We start from the raw sequence: 20621 nt of genomic DNA on the forward strand, positions 1-20621 counted from the left end.
ATACACCCACCACCGATCTCTTCACACGGTGCTGTGCCAAGAGACTTTCCCCGACGATAGGGCGTTCATCCTCATCCAACTACTGTTCGCCCCGGATGTGTTCCGAGTACGCCGCAAGCGAACGGCCCGTGCCTCTCCGGGACCAGAGAGAACACGGGCCGTGATGCGGGTTCGCAGGATTATTTGCTCTGAGCGAACACGCTTCCCGGAGCCCCGGGGCGGGACCGGCCCCCGCGGAGGTGGTTCACGCCCTCAGCGGCGCGGCGCGAAGCCGGTGCGGGGGCGGGGGTCAGCGCTGGGCGGCGTGGTACTCGTCCATGATCGCCTGCGGGATGCGGCCCCGCTCGTTGACCTGCTTGCCCGCGGCCCTGGCCCAGGCGCGGATCTCGGCGCTGCGCTCGCGACTGGGCGCGCTGCGCTGCTTACCGCGCGTGGCCCGCTTGGTCGGGGCCTTGCGGGCGGCCTTGACGAAGGGTTCGAGCGCGGCGCGGAGCTTGGCCGCGTTGTCGCCGCTGAGGTCGATCTCGTAGGAGGAGCCGTCGATTCCGAAGGAGACCGTCTCGTCGGCCTCACTCCCGTCGAGGTCGTCAACGAGAAGCACCTGCACCTTTTGTGCCATGCCTGAGTCCTTTCCCGGCAGAGAAGCGCGTTAACAAGCCATTGAATATAAAGCTATACCGCACTCATAGGAAAGACAATTCACTCGGCCGCGAATAAAGTTACTTTCGACCCGACCGCAGGATGGCGGGAAAAACATTCACGGCAGGTTCGGGACCGGGCCGGCAGCTCCGGCCCGGAAGTCCATAACGCGACCCCGGTACGGCATTCCTCGGGTACGGCTCAGCTTCCCCCGCTCTCTTCTCCGCGTTCGCGAACCTCTTCGGAAGCGCTCCGCGCCTCCTTTGCGCGGTCCTCGGCGGCGGCTTTGTCGCCCGGTGTCCGCTGCTCCGCCGATTCCTCCTCGCCCACAGGTCTGCCGTCCGAAGTCCTGGGCGCCATCTCCTTACGCAGCAGCGTGTAGATGGCCACACAGAACACCGTCGCGACAACAACGGGAGGGATCAGTGCTGACAATACGTCCCACATCAGACGCACCCTTCTCCTGGCCGTTCCTTTGTCCAGTGATTGCCCCAGGTGGGGGGTGTCCGGCCGGCCCCGTGGCACGACGGCCGTTCAACCGACGGCGGGCCCAGGTCATCATAGGCGGGCCGGCGGGCTGTTCCACCGGGAACCCTGCCCGTTTAGCCCTCGTGGAGAAGCGGCTAAAGGTCCGTCGGGGATCACACTCAGCCTAAAACACCCGTACACACAGGACCAAAAGACGACAGCGGGTAGCCGTCACGGAACTCAAACACCCGGCTCCGCGCGCGCCGTATTAAACCGGAGACGATCACAAAGCGTTCTGCAACATCCTATCCGGACAAGACCGGACCCACTTCTTGTCCTCATTGCACAGATTACCGCCCCCTATCGCCCCGCGTCCCCAACCGGCTTTAAGGTCTGGCCCACCGGGAAGTTGTGGGATCGTTGCAGGGTGACCGGACGGGCCGGCGGGCCCCCGACGCCTGTGCGCCGGGACGCCCACCGCCTTGGGCATTGAGAGGACCTCGCCGTGGAGTTCCACGCCGATCTGCATATCCACTCCAAGTACTCGCGGGCGTGCAGCAAGGATTGCGACCTGGAACACCTCGCCTGGTGGGCCGCCCGCAAGGGGATAGCCCTGGTGGGAACCGGTGATTTCACTCACCCTGCCTGGCGTGCCGATCTGGAACGGGATCTGGTCCCGGCCGAGCCGGGGCTGTTCCGGCTGCGGCCCGAAATCGAGTCGCGCATCCTGCGGACCCTGCCGCCGCACTGCCGCACCCTGCCCCGGTTCATGCTGTCGGTGGAGATCTCCACGATCTACAAACGCGACGACCGCACCCGCAAGGTGCACCACCTCCTCTACGCCCCCTCCTTCGACGCCGCCGCGGCGATCACCGCCGACCTCGCCAAGATCGGCAACCTCGCCTCCGACGGCCGTCCCATTCTGGGCCTGGACTCCCGCGACCTGCTGGACATCACCCTCTCCAGCGATCCGGGCTCCTATCTGGTGCCCGCCCACATCTGGACGCCGTGGTTCTCCGCCCTGGGCTCCAAATCGGGATTCGACTCCATCGCCGACTGCTACGCCGACCTGGCCGAGCACATCTTCGCGGTGGAGACCGGACTGTCCAGCGACCCGGCCATGAACTGGATGGTGTCGTCGCTCGACTCCTACACCCTGGTCAGCAATTCCGACGCGCACTCGCCGCCGATGCTGGCGCGTGAGGCGACCCGGTTCGACACCGATCTGGACTACTACGCGGTGCGCCGGGCGCTGGAGACCGGGGAGGGGTTCCGCGGCTCGGTGGAGTTCTTCCCCGAGGAGGGGAAATACCACCTGGACGGGCACCGCAAGTGCGGAATCCGCTTCGACCCGGAAGCCACCCGGGAGCACGGGGGACGCTGCCCGGTGTGCGGAAAGCCGGTCACGGTCGGCGTGTTCCACCGGGTGAGCGAACTCGCCGACCGGCCCGAGGGCTACCGGGTCCCGGGAGCCGCCGACTTCACCAGCCTGGTCCCGCTTCCCGAGATCGTCAGCGAGATCGTGGGCGTCGGCCCCAAGAGCAAACGGGTCATGGGCGAGGTGACGCGGCTGGTGGCGGCCCTCGGACCGGAACTGTCCATCCTGACCTCGACGCCGCTGGACGAGGTGACCCGGGTCGGCGGCGAACTGCTCGGTGAGGCGATCGCCCGGCTGCGGCGCGGCGAGGTCGTCCGCGAGGCCGGCTACGACGGCGAGTACGGCGTCATCCGCATGTTCCACCCCGACGAACTGCGGGCCGAGGCCGACATGTTCGCGCTGTTCAGCGAACTCGACCTCGCCCCGGCCCGCCAGCCGGACCCGGCTCCCGAACCCTCCGCCGCACGCCGTCCCGCACCGCCCGCCGCGCCCGCCGAGTCCGCCGAGCCCGCGCTCTTCTCGGCGGAGGAGACCGCGGCACGGCCCCGGACGCACAGCCTGTTGGACGGTCTGGACCCGGACCAGCGCGCGGCGGCCGAGCACACGGCCGGGCCGCTGCTCATCGTGGCCGGCCCCGGCACCGGCAAGACCCGCACCCTGACCCACCGGATCGCGCACCTGGTGGCCGAACGCGGGGTCCCCGCCGAGCACTGCCTGGCCATCACCTTCACCCGGCGGGCTGCCGAGGAGCTGCGGGAGCGCCTGCACGCCCTGCTGGCCGAGCAGGCCGCGGCGATGACCGTCACCACCCTGCACGGCCTGGGCGCGCTGATCCTGCGGGAACAGCACGACCGTGCCGGGCTGGACGCGGACTTCACCGTCGTCGACGAGAACCTCCGGCAGGAGATCGCCGCCGAGGTCGCGGGCTCCGCCGCCGGGGGGCGGCAGCTGCTGGCCCGCCGCGACACGGCGCCGCACGACACCGACGAGGAGGTCGCGCGGTTCGAGGCCCGGCTGCGGGAGGCGGGCCTGGTGGACTTCACTGACCTGATCCGGATCCCGGTGCGGCTGCTGTCCGGCGACGAGGAGCTCGTCGCGCACTACCGGAACCGCTGGCCGTACATCAGCGTGGACGAGTACCAGGACGTCGACGGGGCCCAGTACGCGCTGCTGCGGCTGCTGGCCGGGCCGGAGGCGAACCTCACCGCGATCGGCGACCCCGACCAGGCCATCTACGGTTTCCGCGGCGCCGACGTGGGGTTCTTCCTGCGGTTCACCGAGGACTACCCGAGCGCCCGCACGGTCCAGCTGACCCGCAACTACCGGTCCAACTCCACCATCGTGAACGCGGCGGTGCAGGCCATCGCCCCCGCCTCGCTGGTGCCGGGGCGGCTGCTGCGCGCGGTCGGGGAGTTCGGGGAGGCGCCGCGGATCGGCGTGCACGTGGCCGCCGACGAGCACGCCGAGGCGTCCTTCGTGGCGCGGGCCATCGACCGCCTGCTCGGGGGCACGTCGCTGCACTCGCTGGACAGCGGCCGGGTGACCGAGGACGGGGACGACTCGCTGTCCTTCAACGACATCTGCGTGCTGTACCGCACCGACGCCCAGAGCGAGGCGGTCATCAGCGCGTTCAACACCTCGGGCATCCCGTTCCAGAAACGCTCGCACGACCGCCTGCTGTCCCGGCCGGAGATGCGGCTCCTCACCGCCGAGCTGCCGCACCACCCGGAGGGGCCGGTGGTGGACCGGGTGCGCTCCGCCGTGGGGGCGCTGTGCCGCCGCTACGGCGACAACGAGCGGCGGGTGACGAACCTGCTGGCCGCCGGCGAGCTGGTGAGCCCGCTGGCCGAGCGGTGCGGGTCGGACCTGTCGGAGTTCCTCTCCGCGCTGTCGCTGGGCGCCGAGGTGGACGCGCTGGACCCGAGGGCCGACCGGGTCTCGCTGCTGACCCTGCACGCGGCCAAGGGGCTGGAGTACCCGGTGGTGTTCCTGGTGGGCTGTGAGGACGGGCTGCTGCCGTTCCGTTTCCCGGGGGAGGAGCGCGGCGACGAGGCCGAGGAGCGCCGCCTGTTCTTCGTTGGCCTCACCCGGGCGCAGCGTCGGCTGTACCTGTCCCGGGCCCGTCGGCGCACCCGGCGGGGAAGCGGGTACGACGCCGCGGCCTCGCCGTTCCTCGCCGCGATCGATCCGGTGCTGACCATGCCGGTGGACGCGGAGTCCGCCACCCGCAGGCGCCCGAAGGACCGGCAGCTGCGGCTGCTCTAGTCGCGGCCGCCCCGGGGGCCCGGGGTTTCCGGGGTGGTGCGGGAGTCCAGGTGCAGCAGCATGCGGACGTTGCCGAGGGTGTTGGGTTTGACCCGGTCCAGGCCGAGGAATTCGGCGACGCCCTCGTCGTAGGAGCGCAGCAGTTCCTCGTAGACGCGGGCGGAGACGGGGGTGCCCTTGATCTCGACGAAGCCGTGCTTGGCGAAGAACTTCGTCTCGAAGGTGAGGCAGAAGACCCGGCTCACCCCGAGTTCGCGGGCGGTGTCCAACAGCGCGGAGACGATGCGGTGCCCCACGCCGCGGCCCTGGACCTCCGGGTCGACGGCGACGGTGCGCACCTCGGCCAGGTCCTCCCAGAGGACGTGCAGCGCACCGCAGCCGACGACCCGCCTGCTCCTGCCGTCGTCGAGCTCGCCCACCCAGAACTCCTGGACGTCCTCGTACAGGGTGACCGTGCTCTTGGAGAGGACGCGGCGTTCTCCGCTGAACAGGTCGATGAGCCTGCGGATGTGGACGACGTCGCGGGTACGCGCCCGGCGTATGGTGATCGCTTCTTCTGTCGGCATAGCCGAGTCAGCTTATCCGCATCCCGGACACGGCACGGCGCCGTCCGCCGCCCGTCCGGAACGGTTCCGCCGCGTTCCGGACGGGGTGGACGGCGCCGGCCTGCGGCGCGGTGGCCGCCTGTCGCGAAGAGCGGTTCCGGCGGGACCGCCGGGTCAGATCAGGTGCCTGCGCGCGGCCCAGACGACCGCTTCGATGGGGGTGTTGACTCCGAGGCGGTCGCAGACCGAGCGGAGACGGCGGCGCAGGGTGCGCGCGCTGAGCTCCAGTCGGCGTGCCGCCACGTCGGTGGTGACACCGGTGGCGATCTCGGCCAGCATCCGCAGGTCGGCCTCGTTGAGGCCGGCGGCGTGCACGTACCCTTCCTCCAGGTCGCGCTCCCGGCCCTGGGCGGGCACGAGGCAGCAGTCGCGCAGGGCCGCCCCGTTCAACTCCTTACCGGTCGTCTGACGTACGAGTGTGGCCTGTTCCACTCCGTCCTCCTCATCCATCCCGGTGAGTGCGGAACAACGACTCCATCGCCGCGAAGACACACATTCAGATGAGATCCGAGGGTTTTTGGTTCGCACTTTCAGTGCTTTTCCCGAAACTCTGTGCCACATCGGACCCGCGCCCTCCCCTGGCACTGGGATGGCGGAACCCTCGGTGGCCGGAGTCTCGCGCACTCACACGCGGCAGTCTGGGACGGACAGACCTCGCGCGGGCACGTGCTCACCAGGCAGTGATCGAAACGGCCGTGACCGCCTCGCCCCCTCGTTGTCTGCTGTGGCCCTCCACGACGAACACGTGCGGATTTCTCCGCTCATCGCAAAACGCTAAGCGGACGACGACAGACCGTCAAGAGCCATTTGGCCACAAAGGGTGAAATTATAGACGCAAACAGTCACAAAAGGTTGGGGTAAGAACTTCCACAAAAGCTTTGACCTGCGAAGACGACGTTTGTTCCGGTGGCTTCGGAACACCTCGCAAAAGACCGGACCACGTTCCCCGGAGGGCTTTCCGGACAGCCCTCCGAAGCGATTCCGACATCTCCGTGGCCGGGGCAGCGGAACGGCCCGTCCGCACCGACCACGCGCGGACGGGCCGTCGGGAGTCCCGTCACCCCTGGCGAACCAGCGGGAAGAGGATCGTCTCCCGGATGTTCTTGCCGGTGAAGGCCATCAGCAGCCGGTCGATGCCCACGCCCACTCCTCCCGAGGGCGGCATGGCGTACTCCAACGCCCGCAGGAAGTCCTCGTCCAGCTGCATCGCCTCGGGGTCGCCCCCGGCGGCCAGCAGCGACTGCTCGGTGAGGCGGCGGCGCTGCTCGACCGGGTCGACCAGCTCCGAGTAGCCGGTGCCCAGCTCCATGCCGAACCCGATGAGGTCCCACTTCTCGGTGAGCAGCGGGTCCTCGCGGTGCTGGCGGGTCAGCGGGCTCGTCTCGACCGGGTAGTCGCGCACGAAGGTCGGCTGGACCAGGGTGTGCTCGACCAGCTCCTCGAAGAGGTGCTCCACGAGCTTGCCCTGCCCCCACTCCGGATTCCACTCGATCCCGCGCGCGTCGGCCAGCTTGCGCACGGTCTCCACCGGGGTCCGCGGCGTGACCTCCTCGCCCAGCGCCTCGGAGACCGAGCCGTACAGGGTGGTCTCGGGCCAGTCCCCGCCCAGGTCGATCTCGGTGTCGCCGCGCCGGACCACCGTGGTGCCGAACACCGCGGTGGCGGCCTCCTGGATGAGGTCGCGGGTGATCTCGGCCATCACGTTGTAGTCCGCGTAGGCCTGGTAGAACTCCAGCATCGTGAACTCGGGGTTGTGCGTGGAGTCCGCGCCCTCGTTGCGGAAGTTCCGGTTGATCTCGAAGACCTTCTCGACCCCGCCGACCACCATCCGCTTCAGGTACAGCTCGGGCGCGATGCGCAGGTAGAGGTCGAGGTCGTAGGCGTTGATGTGGGTGACGAAGGGGCGTGCCGTCGCCCCGCCGTGCACCTGCTGCAGCATCGGCGTCTCGACCTCGATGTAGCCGCGGTCGTGCAGCCCGTCGCGCAGCGCGCGCACCGTCCGGGCGCGGTGCGTGACCATCTCCCGCGCCTCGGGGTTGACGATGAGGTCCACGTAGCGCTGGCGGACCCGCGCCTCGGGGTCGGTGAGCCCCTTGTGCTTGTCCGGCAGCGGACGCAGGCACTTGGCGGTCAGCGTCCAGGAGTCGGCCAGGATCGACAGCTCGCCCCGCCGGGACGTGATCACCTCGCCCTCGACGCCGACGTGGTCGCCCAGGTCGACGTCGCTCTTCCAGTCCGCGAGGCGGTCGGCGCCCACCCGGTCCAGGGAGAGCATGATCTGGATGTCCCCGGACGCGTCCCGGATCGTGGCGAAGCAGAGTTTGCCCCCGGTCCGGTACAGCATGACCCGTCCGGCCAGCGCCACGCGCTCCCCGGTGTGGGTGTCCGGCGCGAGGTCGCCGTGTTTGGCCCGGACCTCCGCGACGGTCGTGTCGCGCGGGAAGGTGACCGGGTAGGGGTCGACGCCCTCCTGACGCAGTCGGTCCAGCTTCTCGCGGCGAACCCGCATCTGTTCCGGCAGATCATCCAGTGCTTCACTCACACAGACGATCCTATCGGCCCGGGAAGCACGACCACTCACGAGCGGGACCGCCGGCGGCGGGCGCGGGACGGCCCCGCGGCCGGCGGTCAGGTGTTGCGTTCGAAGACCATGCGCAGGCCGACGAGGGTCAGCCACGGCTCGTGGACGTCGACCGTCTCGCACTCGTCCACCACCAGGGGCGCCAGTCCCCCGGTGGCCACCACGGTGACGTCGTCCACGTCGTCGGTGAGCTCCTGCGCCATGCGGTCCACGATGCCGTCGACCTGGCCCGCGAAGCCGTAGACGATGCCGGAGCGCAGCGCCTCGGTGGTGTTCTTGGCGATGACCGAGCGCGGTTTGATGATCTCCACCATGTGGAGCTGCGCCCCGCGGCGGGACAGCGCCTCCACGGAGATGTCGATGCCCGGGGCGATCGCGCCGCCCACGTACTCCCCCCGGACGCTCACCGCGTCGAAGGTGGTGGCGGTGCCGAAGTCCACGACCACCGCCGGACCGCCGTACAGGCGCACCGCCGCCAGCGCGTTGACGATGCGGTCGCTGCCGACCTCCTTGGGGTTGTCCATCCGGATCGGCACCCCCGTCTTGACCCCGGGCTCGACGATGACGGCGGGCACGTCCCCGTAGTGCCGTCGGAACATCTGCCGCATCTCGTTCTGCACCATCGGCACGGTGCAGCACATGGCGATGCCGTCGATGTGGCTGTGGACCAGCGATCCGGAGTGCACCAGGTTCTGCACGACCACGGCCCATTCGTCGGCGGTCCGCCGCCCCTTGGACGAGACTCTCCAGTGTTCCAGCAGATCCTCGCCCTCGAACAGACCGAAGACAGCGTCGGAGTTGCCGACGTCGATCGTGAGCAGCATGGGGGCCTACCAAAGGGGGTTGTCGGTCAGGGGTTCTCGCGGAGATCGAGCGCGATGTCCAGTGCGGGACTGGAATGGGTCAGCGCGCCAACCGCAAGATAGTCCACTCCGGTCGCCGCCACATCCGCCGCGCGGTCGAGGGTGAGTCCGCCGCTGGACTCCAGTCGCGCCCGGCCCGCCACCAGGGCGACGGCTTCGCGCAGTTCGGGCACGGTGAAGTTGTCGAGCAGGAGCTCCTGTGCGCCGGCCGCCAGCGCCGGCTCGATCTGGTCGATCCGGTCCACCTCGACCTCCAGCGGCACGTCCGGGAAGCGTTCCCGGACCGCCCGCACCGCCTCGGCCACTCCCCCGGCCGCGGCCACGTGGTTGTCCTTGATCAGGGCGGCGTCGGCCAGTCCGAAGCGGTGGTTGACCCCTCCGCCGCAGCGGACCGCGTACTTCTCCAGGACCCGCAGTCCCGGGTGGGTCTTGCGGCTGTCCCGGATCGCCGCGCCGGTTCCCGCCACGGCGTCCACCCAGGCGCGGGTGGCGGTGGCGATGCCCGACAGGTGGGTGAGGAAGTTCAGCGCGGTCCGTTCGGCGGTGAGCAGGTCCCGGGTGCGGGCGGTGACGGTCATGAGGACGTCGCCGCGTTTGACGGGGTCGCCGTCGCGGGCGTGGCGGACCACCTCCAGCACACCGCCGCACACCGTGCGGAACACCAGTTCGGCGACCGGCAGCCCGGCGACCACCCCGTCGCGGCGGGCCACCACGTCGGCGGTGCGGGTCTGGGCGGCGGGGATGGTGGCGACGGTGGTGACGTCGACCTGCTCCCCCGAGCAGTCCTCCGCCAGTGCCGCGCGCACCAGTTCCTCGTGCCACTCCACGGCGGCGCGGGACCGGTCGGGCGAGGCCCCGCGCCGCGCGGCCTCGGGCACGTCGATCCGGTTCAGCTCCTCGACCAGTTCCTCGGGCAGTGTGTGGGGACGCATCGTCGTTTCCTCCCTGATCCCCGAAGCGTCGAGGACGAAGGTCCGGGAACGCGCCTCGGCGGACGGCTGTTCGTGGTCGGCTCTCCAGTGGGAGCCGCGGGTCTCGCGGCGGCGGGCGGCCGCCCGCACCAGGGCCCAGGCGACGGTGAGCTGGTTGGCGGCCTGCCAGGCGGGCACGCCCGGCGGCACGTCGGCGGAGGTTCCGCGCGCGGTGAGGTCCGCCAGTGCCGCGGCGGCCTCGGCGAGCCCGGCGGCGTCGCGGCGCACCCCGACGTGGCGGGACATGACCTCGCGCAGTTCCGGCAGGACGGCCGGGTCCACCAGGCCGGTGGGGCCCTTCCGTCCGGGGGCCGCCGGGGCGGAGGGGTCGGGGGGCTGCTCGTCGGCCAGCGCGGCGGCGATGCGGTCGGCGAAGACCACCCCTTCCAGCAGCGAGTTGGAGGCCAGCCGATTGGCTCCGTGCACGCCGGTGCGGGCGACCTCGCCGACCGCGTAGAGCCCGGGGAGGTCCGTGCGTCCGGCGTGGTCGACCCGGATGCCCCCGGAGGCGTAGTGCGCGGCCGGGGCGACCGGGACGAGGTCGGTGACCGGGTCGATGCCGTGGGTGCGGCAGGAGGCGAGGATGGTGGGGAAGCGGCGTTCCCACTTGTCCGCCCCGAAGTGGCGGGCGTCCAGGTAGACGTGGTCGGCGCCGGTCTCGGCCATGGCGCGGGCGATGCCGCGGGCGACGACGTCGCGGGGCGCCAGGTCCGCGAGTTCGTGTGCTCCCGCCATGAAGCGGCGGCCGTGCACGTCCACGAGGAACGCGCCCTCGCCGCGCACCGCCTCCGACACCAGGGGCTGGCGGCCCCGCGCCTGGGGGCCCAGCCACAGCACGGTGGGGTGGAACTGGACGAACTCCAGGTCCTGGACGCTGGCTCCGGCGCGCAGCGCCAGCGCCAGACCGTCGCCGGTGGACACCTCCGGGTTGGTGGTGGAGGCGAACACCTGGCCCATGCCGCCGGTGGCCAGGACGACGGCTCCGGCGCGCACTGCTCCCACCCCGTCGCGTTCCCCCTCGCCCATGACGTGCACGGTGATCCCGTGGACGCGGGGTCCGCCCGAGTCGTCGGTGCCGAGCAGCAGGTCGGGGACGAAGGCGTGTTCGATCAGCTCGATCCGGTCGCGGGCGCGGACCGCGTCGACCAGGGCGCGTTCGATCTCCGCCCCGGTGGCGTCGCCCCCGGCGTGCGCGATGCGGTTGGCGCGGTGGCCGCCCTCCCGGGTGAGCGACAGCTCCCCCGTCTCGGTGCGGTCGAAGGCGGTGCCCTGGGAGACCAGCCAGTGCAGCGCCTCGGGGCCCTCGTCGACCAGGACCCGCACCGCGTCGGGGTCGCACAGTCCCGCGCCCGCCTCGACGGTGTCCACCAGGTGGGCCCACGGGTGGTCGCCGGGGTCCACGGCCGCGGCGATGCCGCCCTGCGCCCAGCGGGTGGAGCCGTTGGCGAGCAGGTCCTTGGTGACGAGCACGACCCTGCCCGCGCTGGTCCGTTCGACGTAGCGCAGCGCGGTGCTGAGCCCCGCGATCCCGGATCCGACGACGACCACGTCGGCTTCGATGGTCCAACCGGGTTCCGGCGCGGTCAGCCGGAGCGGTAGCGGGGCAGGGCTCGCACTCACGACGAAGCTCCCTCTGCGATTCGGAGGAGACGGTTCAGAGCGTCAGCGGAACGTTATCAATGAGCCTGGTCTCGCCCACCCACGCGGCCACCGCCAGCACGGCGTCGCCCCGGTAGTCGCCGTCGACCTCGACGAAGGTGGTCGGGTTGACGAGCGTCAGGTAGTCGACGCTGACCGGGGGCGTGGCGTGCAGCGCCTCGCCGAGGACCGCGCGGGCCGCGGCGAGCACCGCGGCGGGGCCCGCGGAGGCGGCCTCCGCCCCTGCGAACAGCGCCCGGGACAGGGCCAGGGCGCTGGCCCGCTCCTTCTCGCTCAGGTAGACGTTGCGGCTGGAGGTGGCCAGTCCGTCGGGGTCGCGCACGGTCGGTGCGGCCAGGATGGTGACGGGCAGGCACAGGTCCCGGACCATGCGGCGCACCACGGCCACCTGCTGGGCGTCCTTCTGCCCGAAGACCGCCACGTCCGGGCGGACCAGGTTGAACAGCTTGTTGACCACGGTCAGCACGCCCTGGAAGAAGCCGGGGCGGAACTCCCCCTCCAGGACGCGTCCCATGCTGCCCGGGTCCACGGTGACGATCTGCCCCAGCCCGCCGTCGCCCGCGTCCGGGTACATGACGTCCACCGACGGCGCGAAGACCACGTCCACTCCCTCTTCGGCGCAGGCGCGCAGGTCGCTGTCGAAGGTGCGGGGGTAGCGGTCGTAGTCCTCGTTCGGCCCGAACTGCAGCGGGTTGACGAAGATGCTGACGGCCACCGTGTCGGCGTGTTCGCGGGCCGCGGCGATGAGGCTGCGGTGTCCGGCGTGCAGGGCTCCCATGGTGGGGACCAGGGCGAGGCGGCCCAGTCGCGGGCGTAGGGCCTGGAGTTCCTCGGCGGTGCGGGTCACGACCGGGGTGCTTCCTGCGGAGGCGGTCGAATCGGTCACGGCTGGTCTCCGTCGGTCGGGAAGGGTGCGTGTCAGGTGAGGACGTCGAGCAGCCGCTCGGCGTCCTGCGGTCTGAGCAGGCCTGCCGCGAGTGCGCGGTCCGCGGTGAGGCGGGCCAGCGCGACGTAGCTCGCGACGCTCTCCGGGGCGTGCTCGCGTAGCTGGGCGAGGTGTGCGGCGACGGTGTCGGCGTCGCCGCGCATGACCGGCCCGCTGAGGCCGTCGATGCCGAGGCGCAGCGCGTTGTCCAGGGCCGCTCCCAGCAGCGGCGCGAGCATCCGGCCCGGGTGGTCGACCCCGGCCAGGGCCAGCAGGGACGCGCTCTCGGCGACGAGAGTGACGAGGTGGTTCGCACCTTGGGCGAGGGCTGCGTGGTAGAGCGCCCGGTACTCCTCCGCGATCCACACCGGTTCGGCCCCCATCTCCACGACGAGTGCCTCGGCGATGGGGCGGAGCGGTTCGGGTGAGGTGACCCCGAAGGAGCAGTTGGCCAGCCGGGTGAGGTCTTCGTCCCGGCCGGTGAAGGTCATCACCGGGTGCAGGGCCAGCGGGAGCGCCCCGGCCCGGGTGAGGGGGGCGAGCACGCCGTGGCCGTGTGCTCCGCTGGCGTGCGCGACGAGTTTTCCGGCGACGGTGACGCCGGTCGCGGCGAGCCCGCCGGCCAGCGGGGCGAGGGCGTCGTCGGGCACGGTCAGCAGGACGAGGTCGCTCGCCTCGACCACGTCGGCGGGTTCGCCGATCCGCGCGTTGGGCAGGCGGGCGGTGACCCGCTGCCGGGACTCCTCCGAGACCGCGGAGGCCGCGACGACCCGGTGTCCGGCGCGTTCCAGCGCCGCACCGAGGACCGATCCGACCCGTCCGGGGCCGATGACCCCGACGGCGAGCCGTGCGGGACGCTGGCGTGTGTCGTGCGCCGTGTTCATGGAGTTCGTTCCAGTCCACTCGGGTACCGGACCTGCCGACGGCCGGTGTGCTCTCCGGACGTGCTCCGAAACGGTGGCTGGACCCCGGAGCCGGAACGGTCCGTCGGACAGGCACTAGGTTACTCACCGGTTGGCCGCTGATCCTACGCGGGGCGGCCCGCCGGGGAAACGGCGACGGCCGGCGCCGACCGCGGGGGTCGGCGCCGGCCGTTCAGCGGACGCCACCAGGATCGTCCTGACGCCGGTGCGGCTGTGCGGGCCGGGCCACCGGGTGGTCAGGGGCCGGGTCAGTCGATGACGCCGGCTCCGGAGGCCCAGCAGTCGGCGTAGGCGATGCCGAGGATGGCGATCGCGTTGCCGCAGACGTTGACCGGCACGTTGGCGTCGACGACGAGCTGGTTGCCGCCCAGGACCGAGCCCTTCCCGGAGGTGATGACGTCGTCTCCGTGGTGGCTGGAGTGGGCGAGGGCGGTGCCGGTCAGGCTCACGGTGGCGGCGGCGGTGACGGCGGCGACGGCGAGCGTCTTCTTCAGCACAGTCGTTCTCCTCACGACGGGCCGGACATCAGGGGGTTCCGACCCGCATTGACGATGGGTGTTTTTCCGAACACGTGTCGTGTTCGGGCTCCATCTAGCCACATCCCCGGTCGATCGGTGGCCCTTTTCACGAATGTGAAGAACCGAGGGAAGTTATTCAGTGACCGTTTGTCACGGACATGTCATGACTTGCCGTTGAGAACTTCCCGCCACCTCCCCGGTGACGTGATTCAGATCACACATCCTCGATGACCTGCACACAGGCGCCGCCGTCCCGGGAACCCCGCAGCCGCCGGGGATTCCGGCGCCGCCCCCGCCCCGCCCCGCGGAGCGTCAGGGCTCCGGCTCCCCCTGGGTCGCCCACCGCTCGGGCCCCGCCGTTTCGGCACGGGACCGCCGCGCCAGGGCGACGATTCGGTCGAGCGCCGCGCGGGCCTCCTCCGGCCCGCGGTCCGACACGTGGGCGCGCACCGGCCCGGGCGGGGTCTCCACCTCCAGGGTGGCGGTGCCGCGCCGCCGCTCCACCGGCCCCATCCGCAGCCGCACCGCCTGCATCCGCGCGTGCGGCACGATCTCGACGACCCGGCAGAACCTGCCGCGCCGGGTGACGAACAGCGAGTCGTCCAGCCCCATCTCCTCCCGGCTGCCCTCACGCACGCCCGGACTGAACCGGACCGAGTCGACGTCGCTTCCCGGGAAGAGCACCCGCAGCAGTTCGTAGGCGAGTGCCGCGGGCACCACCGGCAGCAGCGTCGCGGACTCCGTCTGCCGCTGCCCCGCGTACCCGGCGATGTTCGCCTCGACCCGCACCACCCGCAGCCACCGCCACAGCAGCGGCTCGACGATGCGCACCGCCTGCACCCGCCCCGGCGGCACCGTCTGCATCCGCGCCTGGAAGACGCCGTAGCGCAACCGCAGCCCGTCCGGGGAGAGCGAGGCGTAGAAGTCGATGTAGCGCAGCAGCGGTTCCAGGAAACCGTGGAGCAGTCCCAGCAGCAGCGGCACCGCCCCGCCGAGCACTCCCGGCTCGTCGAACGCCAGACCGGTCGCGATCAGCAGGCTGAACAGGAGGAAGGCCGCCAGCACCGGGATCCGGAAGACCAGTGCGCCGATCAGCAGCGAGAAGCGCAGCTGGTACAGCGGCGTCTCGGGCGCCTCCGGCACCCGTCCCGACAGCCCCGCCGCGTACGCCAGCAGGGTGGCGCGCAGCCGTTCGGCCCGGCGGCGGCCCAGGTAGCGCAGCCTGATCTCGCCCCGGTCGCCTCCGGCGACCTCCACCCGAAGCTCGGAGAGCCCGACGACCTGCATGAACAGCGGACGGACCACGTCCACCGCCTGGAGCCGGCTCAACGGGACCTCCCGCAGCCGCTGCCGCAGCAGGCCGGTCCGCACGACGAGGCGGTCCTCCAGCAGTCCGAAACGGGTGCGGTACCAGGACACCACCGACACCGCGACCGCGCCCAGCACCACCACCAGGAGCGCCAGCAGGGCCCAGCCGAGCCCCAGCTGGAGCAGGAAGGGGCCGGGCAGCGCCAGGAACACGAGGGCGACGACGGCGACCTGGAGCGCGACCGTGGCCCCGTGCAGCCGGTGCGTACCGGTGGCGGCATCGTCCTCGGCCGCGTCCGTCGGGACGCTGACCCGGGGCTGCGGCCACGGGGCGGCCCCGGGGGGCCGCGGCGGGGCGAAACGCACCGGGGCGGGCGGCGGCACGGGCCCCTGCGGACCGCTCCAGGGCTGCGGGACGGGCGGAGGAGTGCTCCACCCCGGGGCGTTCCCCGGCGCCGGAGCGGGGTGCTGCGGCCACGGGGGGCGCGGCGGCGCCGCGGCCCCGTGGCCCGCCACCGGGGAGGAGCCCGACAGCGGCACCGGCGGCACGTAGGGACGTCCCTGGGTGACCGAGGCGGCGGGCGACACGGGCGGACGGGCGGGCGCGAAACGGGGCTTCCCGCCCCGCCCGGACCGGGCGCAGTGCTGTCCCGCCGGCGGATGCGGCGGCCGGGCGGCGCCCCGCTCCCCCGGACCGGAGTGGTTCCGGCCGGCGGCCGTGGCGTGCGGTGCGGCCTCCGGCCGGGCCGCGGGGGTGCCCCAGAAGGGGGTGCGTCCGGGCTGCCGTGCGGTTTCGGGCCGGCTCCGGCGCGCCTCACCGGGGCCGGGGCGGGGTTCGGCCGGCCGGGGCGCGGCCGCGCCGGTCCCCTCCGGGGCCTCCCCCGGCTGCCGTGCCGCCGCGTCCGGCCGCGGCGGGGACGGCTCGGGCCGGCCGGGCCCGGGATCGGCGCAGGAGGCCCGGCCCGCGGCGTCGCGCAGGTCGGCGAAGGTCCAGGCCGCGATCGGCCCGGCGGTCTGGTCCTCGCCGCGGTCCCGCTCGTTGGGGGCGGTCACCTCCCGCAGCGGCGGCACGTCGACGTCCCGCCACCGGTCGTAGCGGACCCACCCGTCCTCGCCGGGCCGTTCGCCGACCGTCTCCTCCCCGGCCGTGCCGTACGGTTCCAGCGGTTCCGGTTCGGGCAGCGGCTCCCCCTCCTCGCCGTCCGGGGCGCGCTGCGCCGGCTCCACGTCCGGAAGCGGTTCGGGGAGGGGCAGGTCGCCGTCGTCGCGCGGGGGGACGTCGCGGTCGCGGGACCGGTGCGCGTCCCGGCGCGCACGGTCCTGCGCCGCGTCGGCGTCACGCGGCTGCTGCGGCTCGGGCTCTCGCGTCGGTTCGCTCACGCGTCACAGTCCAGTGGGAAAGGTCTCGCCGCGTTCCGTCAACCGGTCCCGCAGCGCGGCGGCGTCCGCCAACCGCAGCCCGGGGACGCGCGCGTCAGCGGTGCTCGCGGCCGTACGCACCCGGATCGTGGCGATCCCCAGCGCCTGCTCCAGCAGGTTGGCGGTGATGTCCACCACCTGCATCCGGCCGTAGGGGATCACCAGCAGCTGCCGGATCACCGTCCCGAACGTCAGGTAGAAGTCGCTCTCCCCCTCGGCGTACCCCCATGACAGCCTGGTCCGTTCCGCGGTGGCCCAGGCGACCCCCGTGCCGAGCAGCGCCAGCGCGGCCACGGCCACGCCCACCGCCCAGTGCAGCCACAGTCCCGCCCCGGTTCCGCCCAGCACGGCGACCGGCAGGGTGACGAGTGCCGTCAGCAGCCTGCGGTACCGGGTGAACGCCGGATCCAACCGGCTCCACTCGGTGCCCGGGGGCGGGGCGAAGGCGGTCTCCGTCGGAGAGCCCTTCGCCTCCGGCAGGTCGGGAGCCACCAACCGCGGCATCTTGGGAGATTCGGCGAAGTCCACCATTCCAGTCAACCATCCCCGAACGGACGAACCGCTGCACTGCGCAATAAATTACTCACCGTCTGTCGGTCAAACCCGTGGCGGGCACGGCACCGGTCACCCCTTGGCCCCGCCGTTCTCGTGGCTGTCCGGCGGCACCCGGCAGGCGTACTCCAGGAACACCGCGGCGAGCGCCAGCAGCAGCCCGGACAGCGCGGTGCCGCCCGCGACGAGGGCGTCCGTCCGGGCGTGCGGGCTGTGCAGCCAGTCCAGCAGCGCCAGCGCGAACCCGCCGAAGGCGCCGCAGGCGAGCGCGCCGAGCAGCACGCTGGCCTTGGCGAAAGCCACCAGCCGGGCCGCGCTGATCGGCTCGATCGGCTCGGTGCCCGACTCCCCCCGGATCCGGCGGCGCACGTGGACCGCCGTGATCAGCTCGCCGAACGCCAGCAGCAGCAGCGTGGGAATGGCCGTCCACGGCAGCAGCACCAGGCTGGAGTAGGTCTCCCGCACCACCAGGAACATGACGAACCCGGTGACGACGGCGACCGCCAGCGGCACCCGCCACCCGGTGGGGCGCACCCGGCCGTTCCGGTCGTTGCTCGGCGAACTCACCGCGGCACCCGCAGCACCAGGTCGTCGCGGCGGCGCAGCTCCTGGTCGGCCACGCCCGCCAGCAGGTCGCGCACCGCCCCCCGGCCGGCGATCTCGGCGTCGGGGTCGATGTCGGCCCACGGCCGCAGCACGAAGGCGCGCTCGTGGGCCCGGGGGTGGGGGAGGGTCAACGCCGGGTCGGTGCGGACCAGCCCGTCGTAGGCGATGACGTCCACGTCCAGGGTGCGGGGGCCCCAGCGCACCTCGCGGACCCGGTGGAACGCCCGCTCCACCTCCTGGACGCGCTCCAGCAGCGCCTCCGGGGTGAGCAGGGTGTCGGCCACCGCCACCGCGTTGAGGTAGTCGTCCTGCTCCGGGCCGCCCACCGGAGCCGTCTCGTACACCGGCGACAGCGCCACCAGGCGCAGCGGCCCCGGTGCGAAGAGGGTGTCGACCGCGCCCTGGAGGATGCCGAGCCGGTCGCCCAGGTTGCTGCCGAGGGCCAGGACGACCCGGCCGGCCCGGTTCTCGTTGGTGCTCACGCGCGCCTCCGCGAGACGGTGACGGACACGTCGTCGAACCGGTGCCGGATCGGCGCCTCGGGTTTGTGGACCGTCACCTCGGCCTCGACCACCCGGGGAGAGGCCAGGCAGACGTCGGCGAGCCGCTGGGCGAGCGTCTCGATCAGGTTCACCGGTTCTCCCTCGACGACCGCCACGAGGCGGTCGCTGAGCTCGCCGTAGTCGACGGTGTCGGAGACGTCGTCCGTGCGTGCGGCCGGACGGGTGTCCACCGCCAGGACCACGTCCACCACGAACTCCTGTCCCTCGCGCCGCTCGAAGTCGAACACCCCGTGCCTGCCCCGGGCACGGAGTCCGCGCAGTGCGATCCGGTCCAGCGATCCGAACGTCTCAGTCATTCGTCCTCGTCGTCTTCCTGGAGCATCACCGGCGACGCGTGGTGCGACCACATCCGCCATCCCTGCTCGGTCTCGACGAACAGGTTGGTGGTGACCACCCGGCCGCCCGCCACGAACCCCGGCTGGTCGTCCTCCGCGGTCAGGACGTTCTCCTCGCAGGTGACCATCGCGATGTCGCCGCTGACCCCGACCCGGGTCTCGGTGAGCACGTACTGGATGTAGGGAATGTTCGCCATGACCAGCGACCACGCCCGCATGATCTCGGCGCGTCCGCGCAGCATCGGCCAGCCGGGGTTGACGCAGACGAGGTCGGGCGCCTGGTCCTCCTCGGCCCACACCCGCGCCATGAGGTCGATGTCGCCGGTCTCGATGGCCTGGTAGAAGTCCGCGTTGGCCGCGGCCACCCGCTCCTCGATCTCCTGCCGGGACCTCACTGGACGTCCCGGGCGCGGGGGGCTTCGGCCCGTCCGTGGACGAGGGCGGTGCCTCCGGTGCGCCAGGCCCGGGCGACCCGCACCGCGTCGGCGTTGGGGCGCACGTCGTGCACCCGCACCGCCCAGGCACCGTGGAACGCGGCCAGGGCGGTCACGGCGACGGTGGCGTCGTCGCAGTCGGTGAAGTCGCGGGGGTTGCCCTCGGCGTCGCTGAGCAGCCGCCCCAGGAAGCGTTTTCGAGAGCCGCCGACCAGGATCGGACGCCCCAGGCCGGCGAGGCGGTCCAGGCGCGCCAGCAGCGCCCAGTTGTGGGCCCGGTCGGGGCTCTTGGAGAACCCGAGCCCGGGGTCGATGATGATCTGGCCGGGATCGACGCCCTGGTCGACCACGGCGGCCATGCGTCGGTCCAGCTCGTCGTGGACCTCTTGGACGACGTCGGTGTACACGGCACGCTTCTGCATGTCATGACTATGCCCACGCCAGTGCATCAACACATAGGAGACGCCGGTGGCCGCCACCAGCCGGGCCATCTCCGGGTCGGCCAGCCCGCCGCTGACGTCGTTGACCAGCACCGCGCCCGCGTCCACGGACGCCGCGGCGACCTCGGCCCGCATCGTGTCGACGCTCACCGCGACCCCCTGGCGGGCCAGTTCGGTCACGACGGGCAGCACCCGCCGCAGCTCCTCCTCCGCGGAGACCCGCTGCGCACCGGGCTGTGTGGACTCGCCGCCCACGTCGACGATGTCCGCGCCCTCTTCGACCATCCGCAGGCCGTGCTCGACCGCCCGGCCGGCGTCGAACCACCGGCCGCCGTCGGAGAACGAGTCAGGGGTGACGTTGACGACCCCCATCACCAGGCAGCGTTCTTCGACCGGAAGGCCGGGAAGTTCCTTTGTCGTCGCCATAGTCGCCAGCCTACAGATTTCCCGTCAGCGTCAGGTTTCCTGGCTTTCTCCCCGGTATTTCCCCGGCCGCGCGTCCTGGCTGGTCAAGTTCCGTACAAGGAGCCGCGGGGGGTCAGCGGTGCCCCAGGATGAGCCCCATCGCCTCGGCGCGGGTCTTGTCGCTCTCCCGGAAGGCGCCGCGCACCGCGGAGGTCACCGTCTTGGCGCCCGGCTTGCGCACGCCGCGCATGGTCATGCACAGGTGTTCGGCCTCGACGACCACGATGACGCCGCGCGGTTCCAGGCGCTCCATCAGGGCGTCGGCGACCTGTGAGGTCAGCCGCTCCTGCACCTGGGGGCGGCGGGCGTAGACGTCCACCAGGCGGGCCAGTTTGGACAGCCCGGTGATCTGCCCGTCGGTGTTGGGGATGTAGCCCACGTGCGCGGCCCCGTAGAAGGGGACGAGGTGGTGCTCGCACGTGGAGTACAGCTCGATGTCCTTGACCAGCACCATCTCTTCGTGGTTGGCCTCGAACACCGTGGTCAGCACGTCCTCGGGACGCTGGCTCAACCCGGCGAACTGCTCGGCGAAGGCCCGGGCGACCCGTGCGGGGGTCTCCACGAGCCCGTCGCGGTCCGGGTCCTCTCCGATGGCCAGCAGGATCTCGCGGACCGCCTTCTCGATGCGCGGCTGGTCGATTCCTGTGGGTTCGAGGCCGGCGTCGACGTCGCCGGCCCGGTACTCGTACTCAGTCACGGTCTAC

The 20621-nt window shown here is 72.0% G+C and carries 19 protein-coding genes; 1 reads left to right on the forward strand and 18 read right to left on the reverse strand.

All coding sequences use genetic code 11. The features are described from left to right. Positions 1–289: 289 nt before the first annotated feature. Together FOF52_RS15685 and FOF52_RS15690 are read right to left on the reverse strand one after the other, a co-directional pair. Positions 290–619, reverse strand: coding sequence for a histone-like nucleoid-structuring protein Lsr2 (locus tag FOF52_RS15685; RefSeq protein ID WP_248590691.1), 330 nt, complete (start codon positions 617–619; stop codon positions 290–292). 221 nt (positions 620–840) lie between these two features. Continuing rightward, positions 841–1086 carry a hypothetical protein gene (locus FOF52_RS15690; RefSeq protein WP_248593887.1) on the reverse strand — a complete coding sequence of 82 codons (246 nt, stop codon included), beginning with the start codon at positions 1084–1086 and terminating at the stop codon, positions 841–843. Between the two features lie 526 nt (positions 1087–1612). On the opposite strand from FOF52_RS15690, the gene FOF52_RS15695 reads away from it, so the two are divergent. Continuing rightward, positions 1613–4750 carry a UvrD-helicase domain-containing protein gene (locus FOF52_RS15695; protein ID WP_248590692.1) on the forward strand — a complete coding sequence of 1046 codons (3138 nt, stop codon included), beginning with the start codon at positions 1613–1615 and terminating at the stop codon, positions 4748–4750. On the opposite strand, the gene FOF52_RS15700 is transcribed toward FOF52_RS15695, so the two are convergent. The 16 genes from FOF52_RS15700 to folE form a co-directional block, all read right to left on the reverse strand. After that, positions 4747–5316, reverse strand: a complete 570-nt coding sequence (locus FOF52_RS15700; protein WP_248590693.1) for an amino-acid N-acetyltransferase — start codon at positions 5314–5316, stop codon at positions 4747–4749. The genes FOF52_RS15695 and FOF52_RS15700 overlap by 4 nt on opposite strands. Positions 5317–5469: 153 nt before the next feature. Continuing rightward, positions 5470–5787, reverse strand: a complete 318-nt coding sequence (locus FOF52_RS15705; RefSeq protein ID WP_248590694.1) for a helix-turn-helix domain-containing protein — start codon at positions 5785–5787, stop codon at positions 5470–5472. Between the two features lie 625 nt (positions 5788–6412). Continuing rightward, positions 6413–7897 (reverse strand): bifunctional lysylphosphatidylglycerol synthetase/lysine--tRNA ligase LysX, encoded by a 1485-nt coding sequence (gene lysX, locus FOF52_RS15710; RefSeq protein ID WP_282573541.1) that lies wholly within the window; start codon positions 7895–7897, stop codon positions 6413–6415. 86 nt (positions 7898–7983) lie between these two features. Then, the gene (locus tag FOF52_RS15715; RefSeq protein ID WP_248590695.1) at positions 7984–8760 is read right to left on the reverse strand and encodes a type III pantothenate kinase; all 777 of its coding nucleotides are present in this window, start codon (positions 8758–8760) and stop codon (positions 7984–7986) included. 26 nt (positions 8761–8786) lie between these two features. Further along, the gene (locus tag FOF52_RS15720; RefSeq protein ID WP_248590696.1) at positions 8787–11390 is read right to left on the reverse strand and encodes an L-aspartate oxidase; all 2604 of its coding nucleotides are present in this window, start codon (positions 11388–11390) and stop codon (positions 8787–8789) included. A gap of 34 nt (positions 11391–11424) precedes the next feature. Next, positions 11425–12315: a pantoate--beta-alanine ligase gene (gene panC / locus FOF52_RS15725; protein ID WP_248590697.1), complete on the reverse strand. Its 891-nt coding sequence runs from the start codon at positions 12313–12315 to the stop codon at positions 11425–11427. A gap of 32 nt (positions 12316–12347) precedes the next feature. Beyond that, the gene (locus FOF52_RS15730) at positions 12348–13238 is read right to left on the reverse strand and encodes a Rossmann-like and DUF2520 domain-containing protein (protein WP_248590698.1); all 891 of its coding nucleotides are present in this window, start codon (positions 13236–13238) and stop codon (positions 12348–12350) included. 287 nt (positions 13239–13525) lie between these two features. After that, the gene (locus FOF52_RS15735; protein ID WP_248590699.1) at positions 13526–13774 is read right to left on the reverse strand and encodes a chaplin family protein; all 249 of its coding nucleotides are present in this window, start codon (positions 13772–13774) and stop codon (positions 13526–13528) included. A gap of 333 nt (positions 13775–14107) precedes the next feature. Next, a complete protein-coding gene (locus tag FOF52_RS15740) occupies positions 14108–16483 on the reverse strand; it encodes a PH domain-containing protein (RefSeq protein ID WP_248590700.1) in 2376 nt (791 codons plus the stop codon). A gap of 3 nt (positions 16484–16486) precedes the next feature. Continuing rightward, positions 16487–17053, reverse strand: coding sequence for a PH domain-containing protein (locus FOF52_RS15745; RefSeq protein WP_248590701.1), 567 nt, complete (start codon positions 17051–17053; stop codon positions 16487–16489). Between the two features lie 93 nt (positions 17054–17146). Next, positions 17147–17641, reverse strand: coding sequence for a DUF3180 domain-containing protein (locus tag FOF52_RS15750; protein WP_248590702.1), 495 nt, complete (start codon positions 17639–17641; stop codon positions 17147–17149). Continuing rightward, on the reverse strand, positions 17638–18162 hold the full coding sequence (folK, locus tag FOF52_RS15755) for a 2-amino-4-hydroxy-6-hydroxymethyldihydropteridine diphosphokinase (protein ID WP_248590703.1): 525 nt from the start codon (positions 18160–18162) through the stop codon (positions 17638–17640). Before folK ends, FOF52_RS15750 begins: the two co-directional genes overlap by 4 nt. Then, positions 18159–18539: a dihydroneopterin aldolase gene (folB, locus tag FOF52_RS15760; RefSeq protein WP_248590704.1), complete on the reverse strand. Its 381-nt coding sequence runs from the start codon at positions 18537–18539 to the stop codon at positions 18159–18161. The genes folK and folB overlap by 4 nt, the downstream gene beginning before the upstream one ends. Further along, complete coding sequence (locus FOF52_RS15765; RefSeq protein WP_248590705.1) at positions 18536–18973, reverse strand: nuclear transport factor 2 family protein; 438 nt, start codon at positions 18971–18973, stop codon at positions 18536–18538. Before FOF52_RS15765 ends, folB begins: the two co-directional genes overlap by 4 nt. Next, on the reverse strand, positions 18970–19878 hold the full coding sequence (gene folP / locus FOF52_RS15770) for a dihydropteroate synthase (protein ID WP_482258121.1): 909 nt from the start codon (positions 19876–19878) through the stop codon (positions 18970–18972). Before folP ends, FOF52_RS15765 begins: the two co-directional genes overlap by 4 nt. A 112-nt stretch (positions 19879–19990) precedes the next feature. Further along, positions 19991–20614, reverse strand: coding sequence for a GTP cyclohydrolase I FolE (folE, locus tag FOF52_RS15775; RefSeq protein ID WP_248590706.1), 624 nt, complete (start codon positions 20612–20614; stop codon positions 19991–19993). Positions 20615–20621: the final 7 nt, after the last annotated feature.

Source organism: Thermobifida alba (assembly GCF_023208015.1).
Taxonomy (GTDB): Bacteria; Actinomycetota; Actinomycetes; order Streptosporangiales; family Streptosporangiaceae; genus Thermobifida; species Thermobifida alba.

Bases quoted from the DNA above. Each gene is read 5' to 3' on its own strand.
- FOF52_RS15685 (WP_248590691.1), bottom strand. From the start codon at position 619: ATGGCACAAAAGGTGCAGGTGCTTCTCGTTGACGACCTCGACGGGAGT.
- FOF52_RS15690 (WP_248593887.1), bottom strand. From the start codon at position 1,086: ATGTGGGACGTATTGTCAGCACTGATCCCTCCCGTTGTTGTCGCGACG.
- FOF52_RS15700 (WP_248590693.1), bottom strand. From the start codon at position 5,316: ATGCCGACAGAAGAAGCGATCACCATACGCCGGGCGCGTACCCGCGAC.
- FOF52_RS15715 (WP_248590695.1), bottom strand. From the start codon at position 8,760: ATGCTGCTCACGATCGACGTCGGCAACTCCGACGCTGTCTTCGGTCTG.
- FOF52_RS15730 (WP_248590698.1), bottom strand. From the start codon at position 13,238: ATGAACACGGCGCACGACACACGCCAGCGTCCCGCACGGCTCGCCGTC.
- FOF52_RS15745 (WP_248590701.1), bottom strand. From the start codon at position 17,053: ATGGTGGACTTCGCCGAATCTCCCAAGATGCCGCGGTTGGTGGCTCCC.
- folB (WP_248590704.1), bottom strand. From the start codon at position 18,539: ATGACTGAGACGTTCGGATCGCTGGACCGGATCGCACTGCGCGGACTC.
- folP (WP_482258121.1), bottom strand. From the start codon at position 19,878: ATGGCGACGACAAAGGAACTTCCCGGCCTTCCGGTCGAAGAACGCTGC.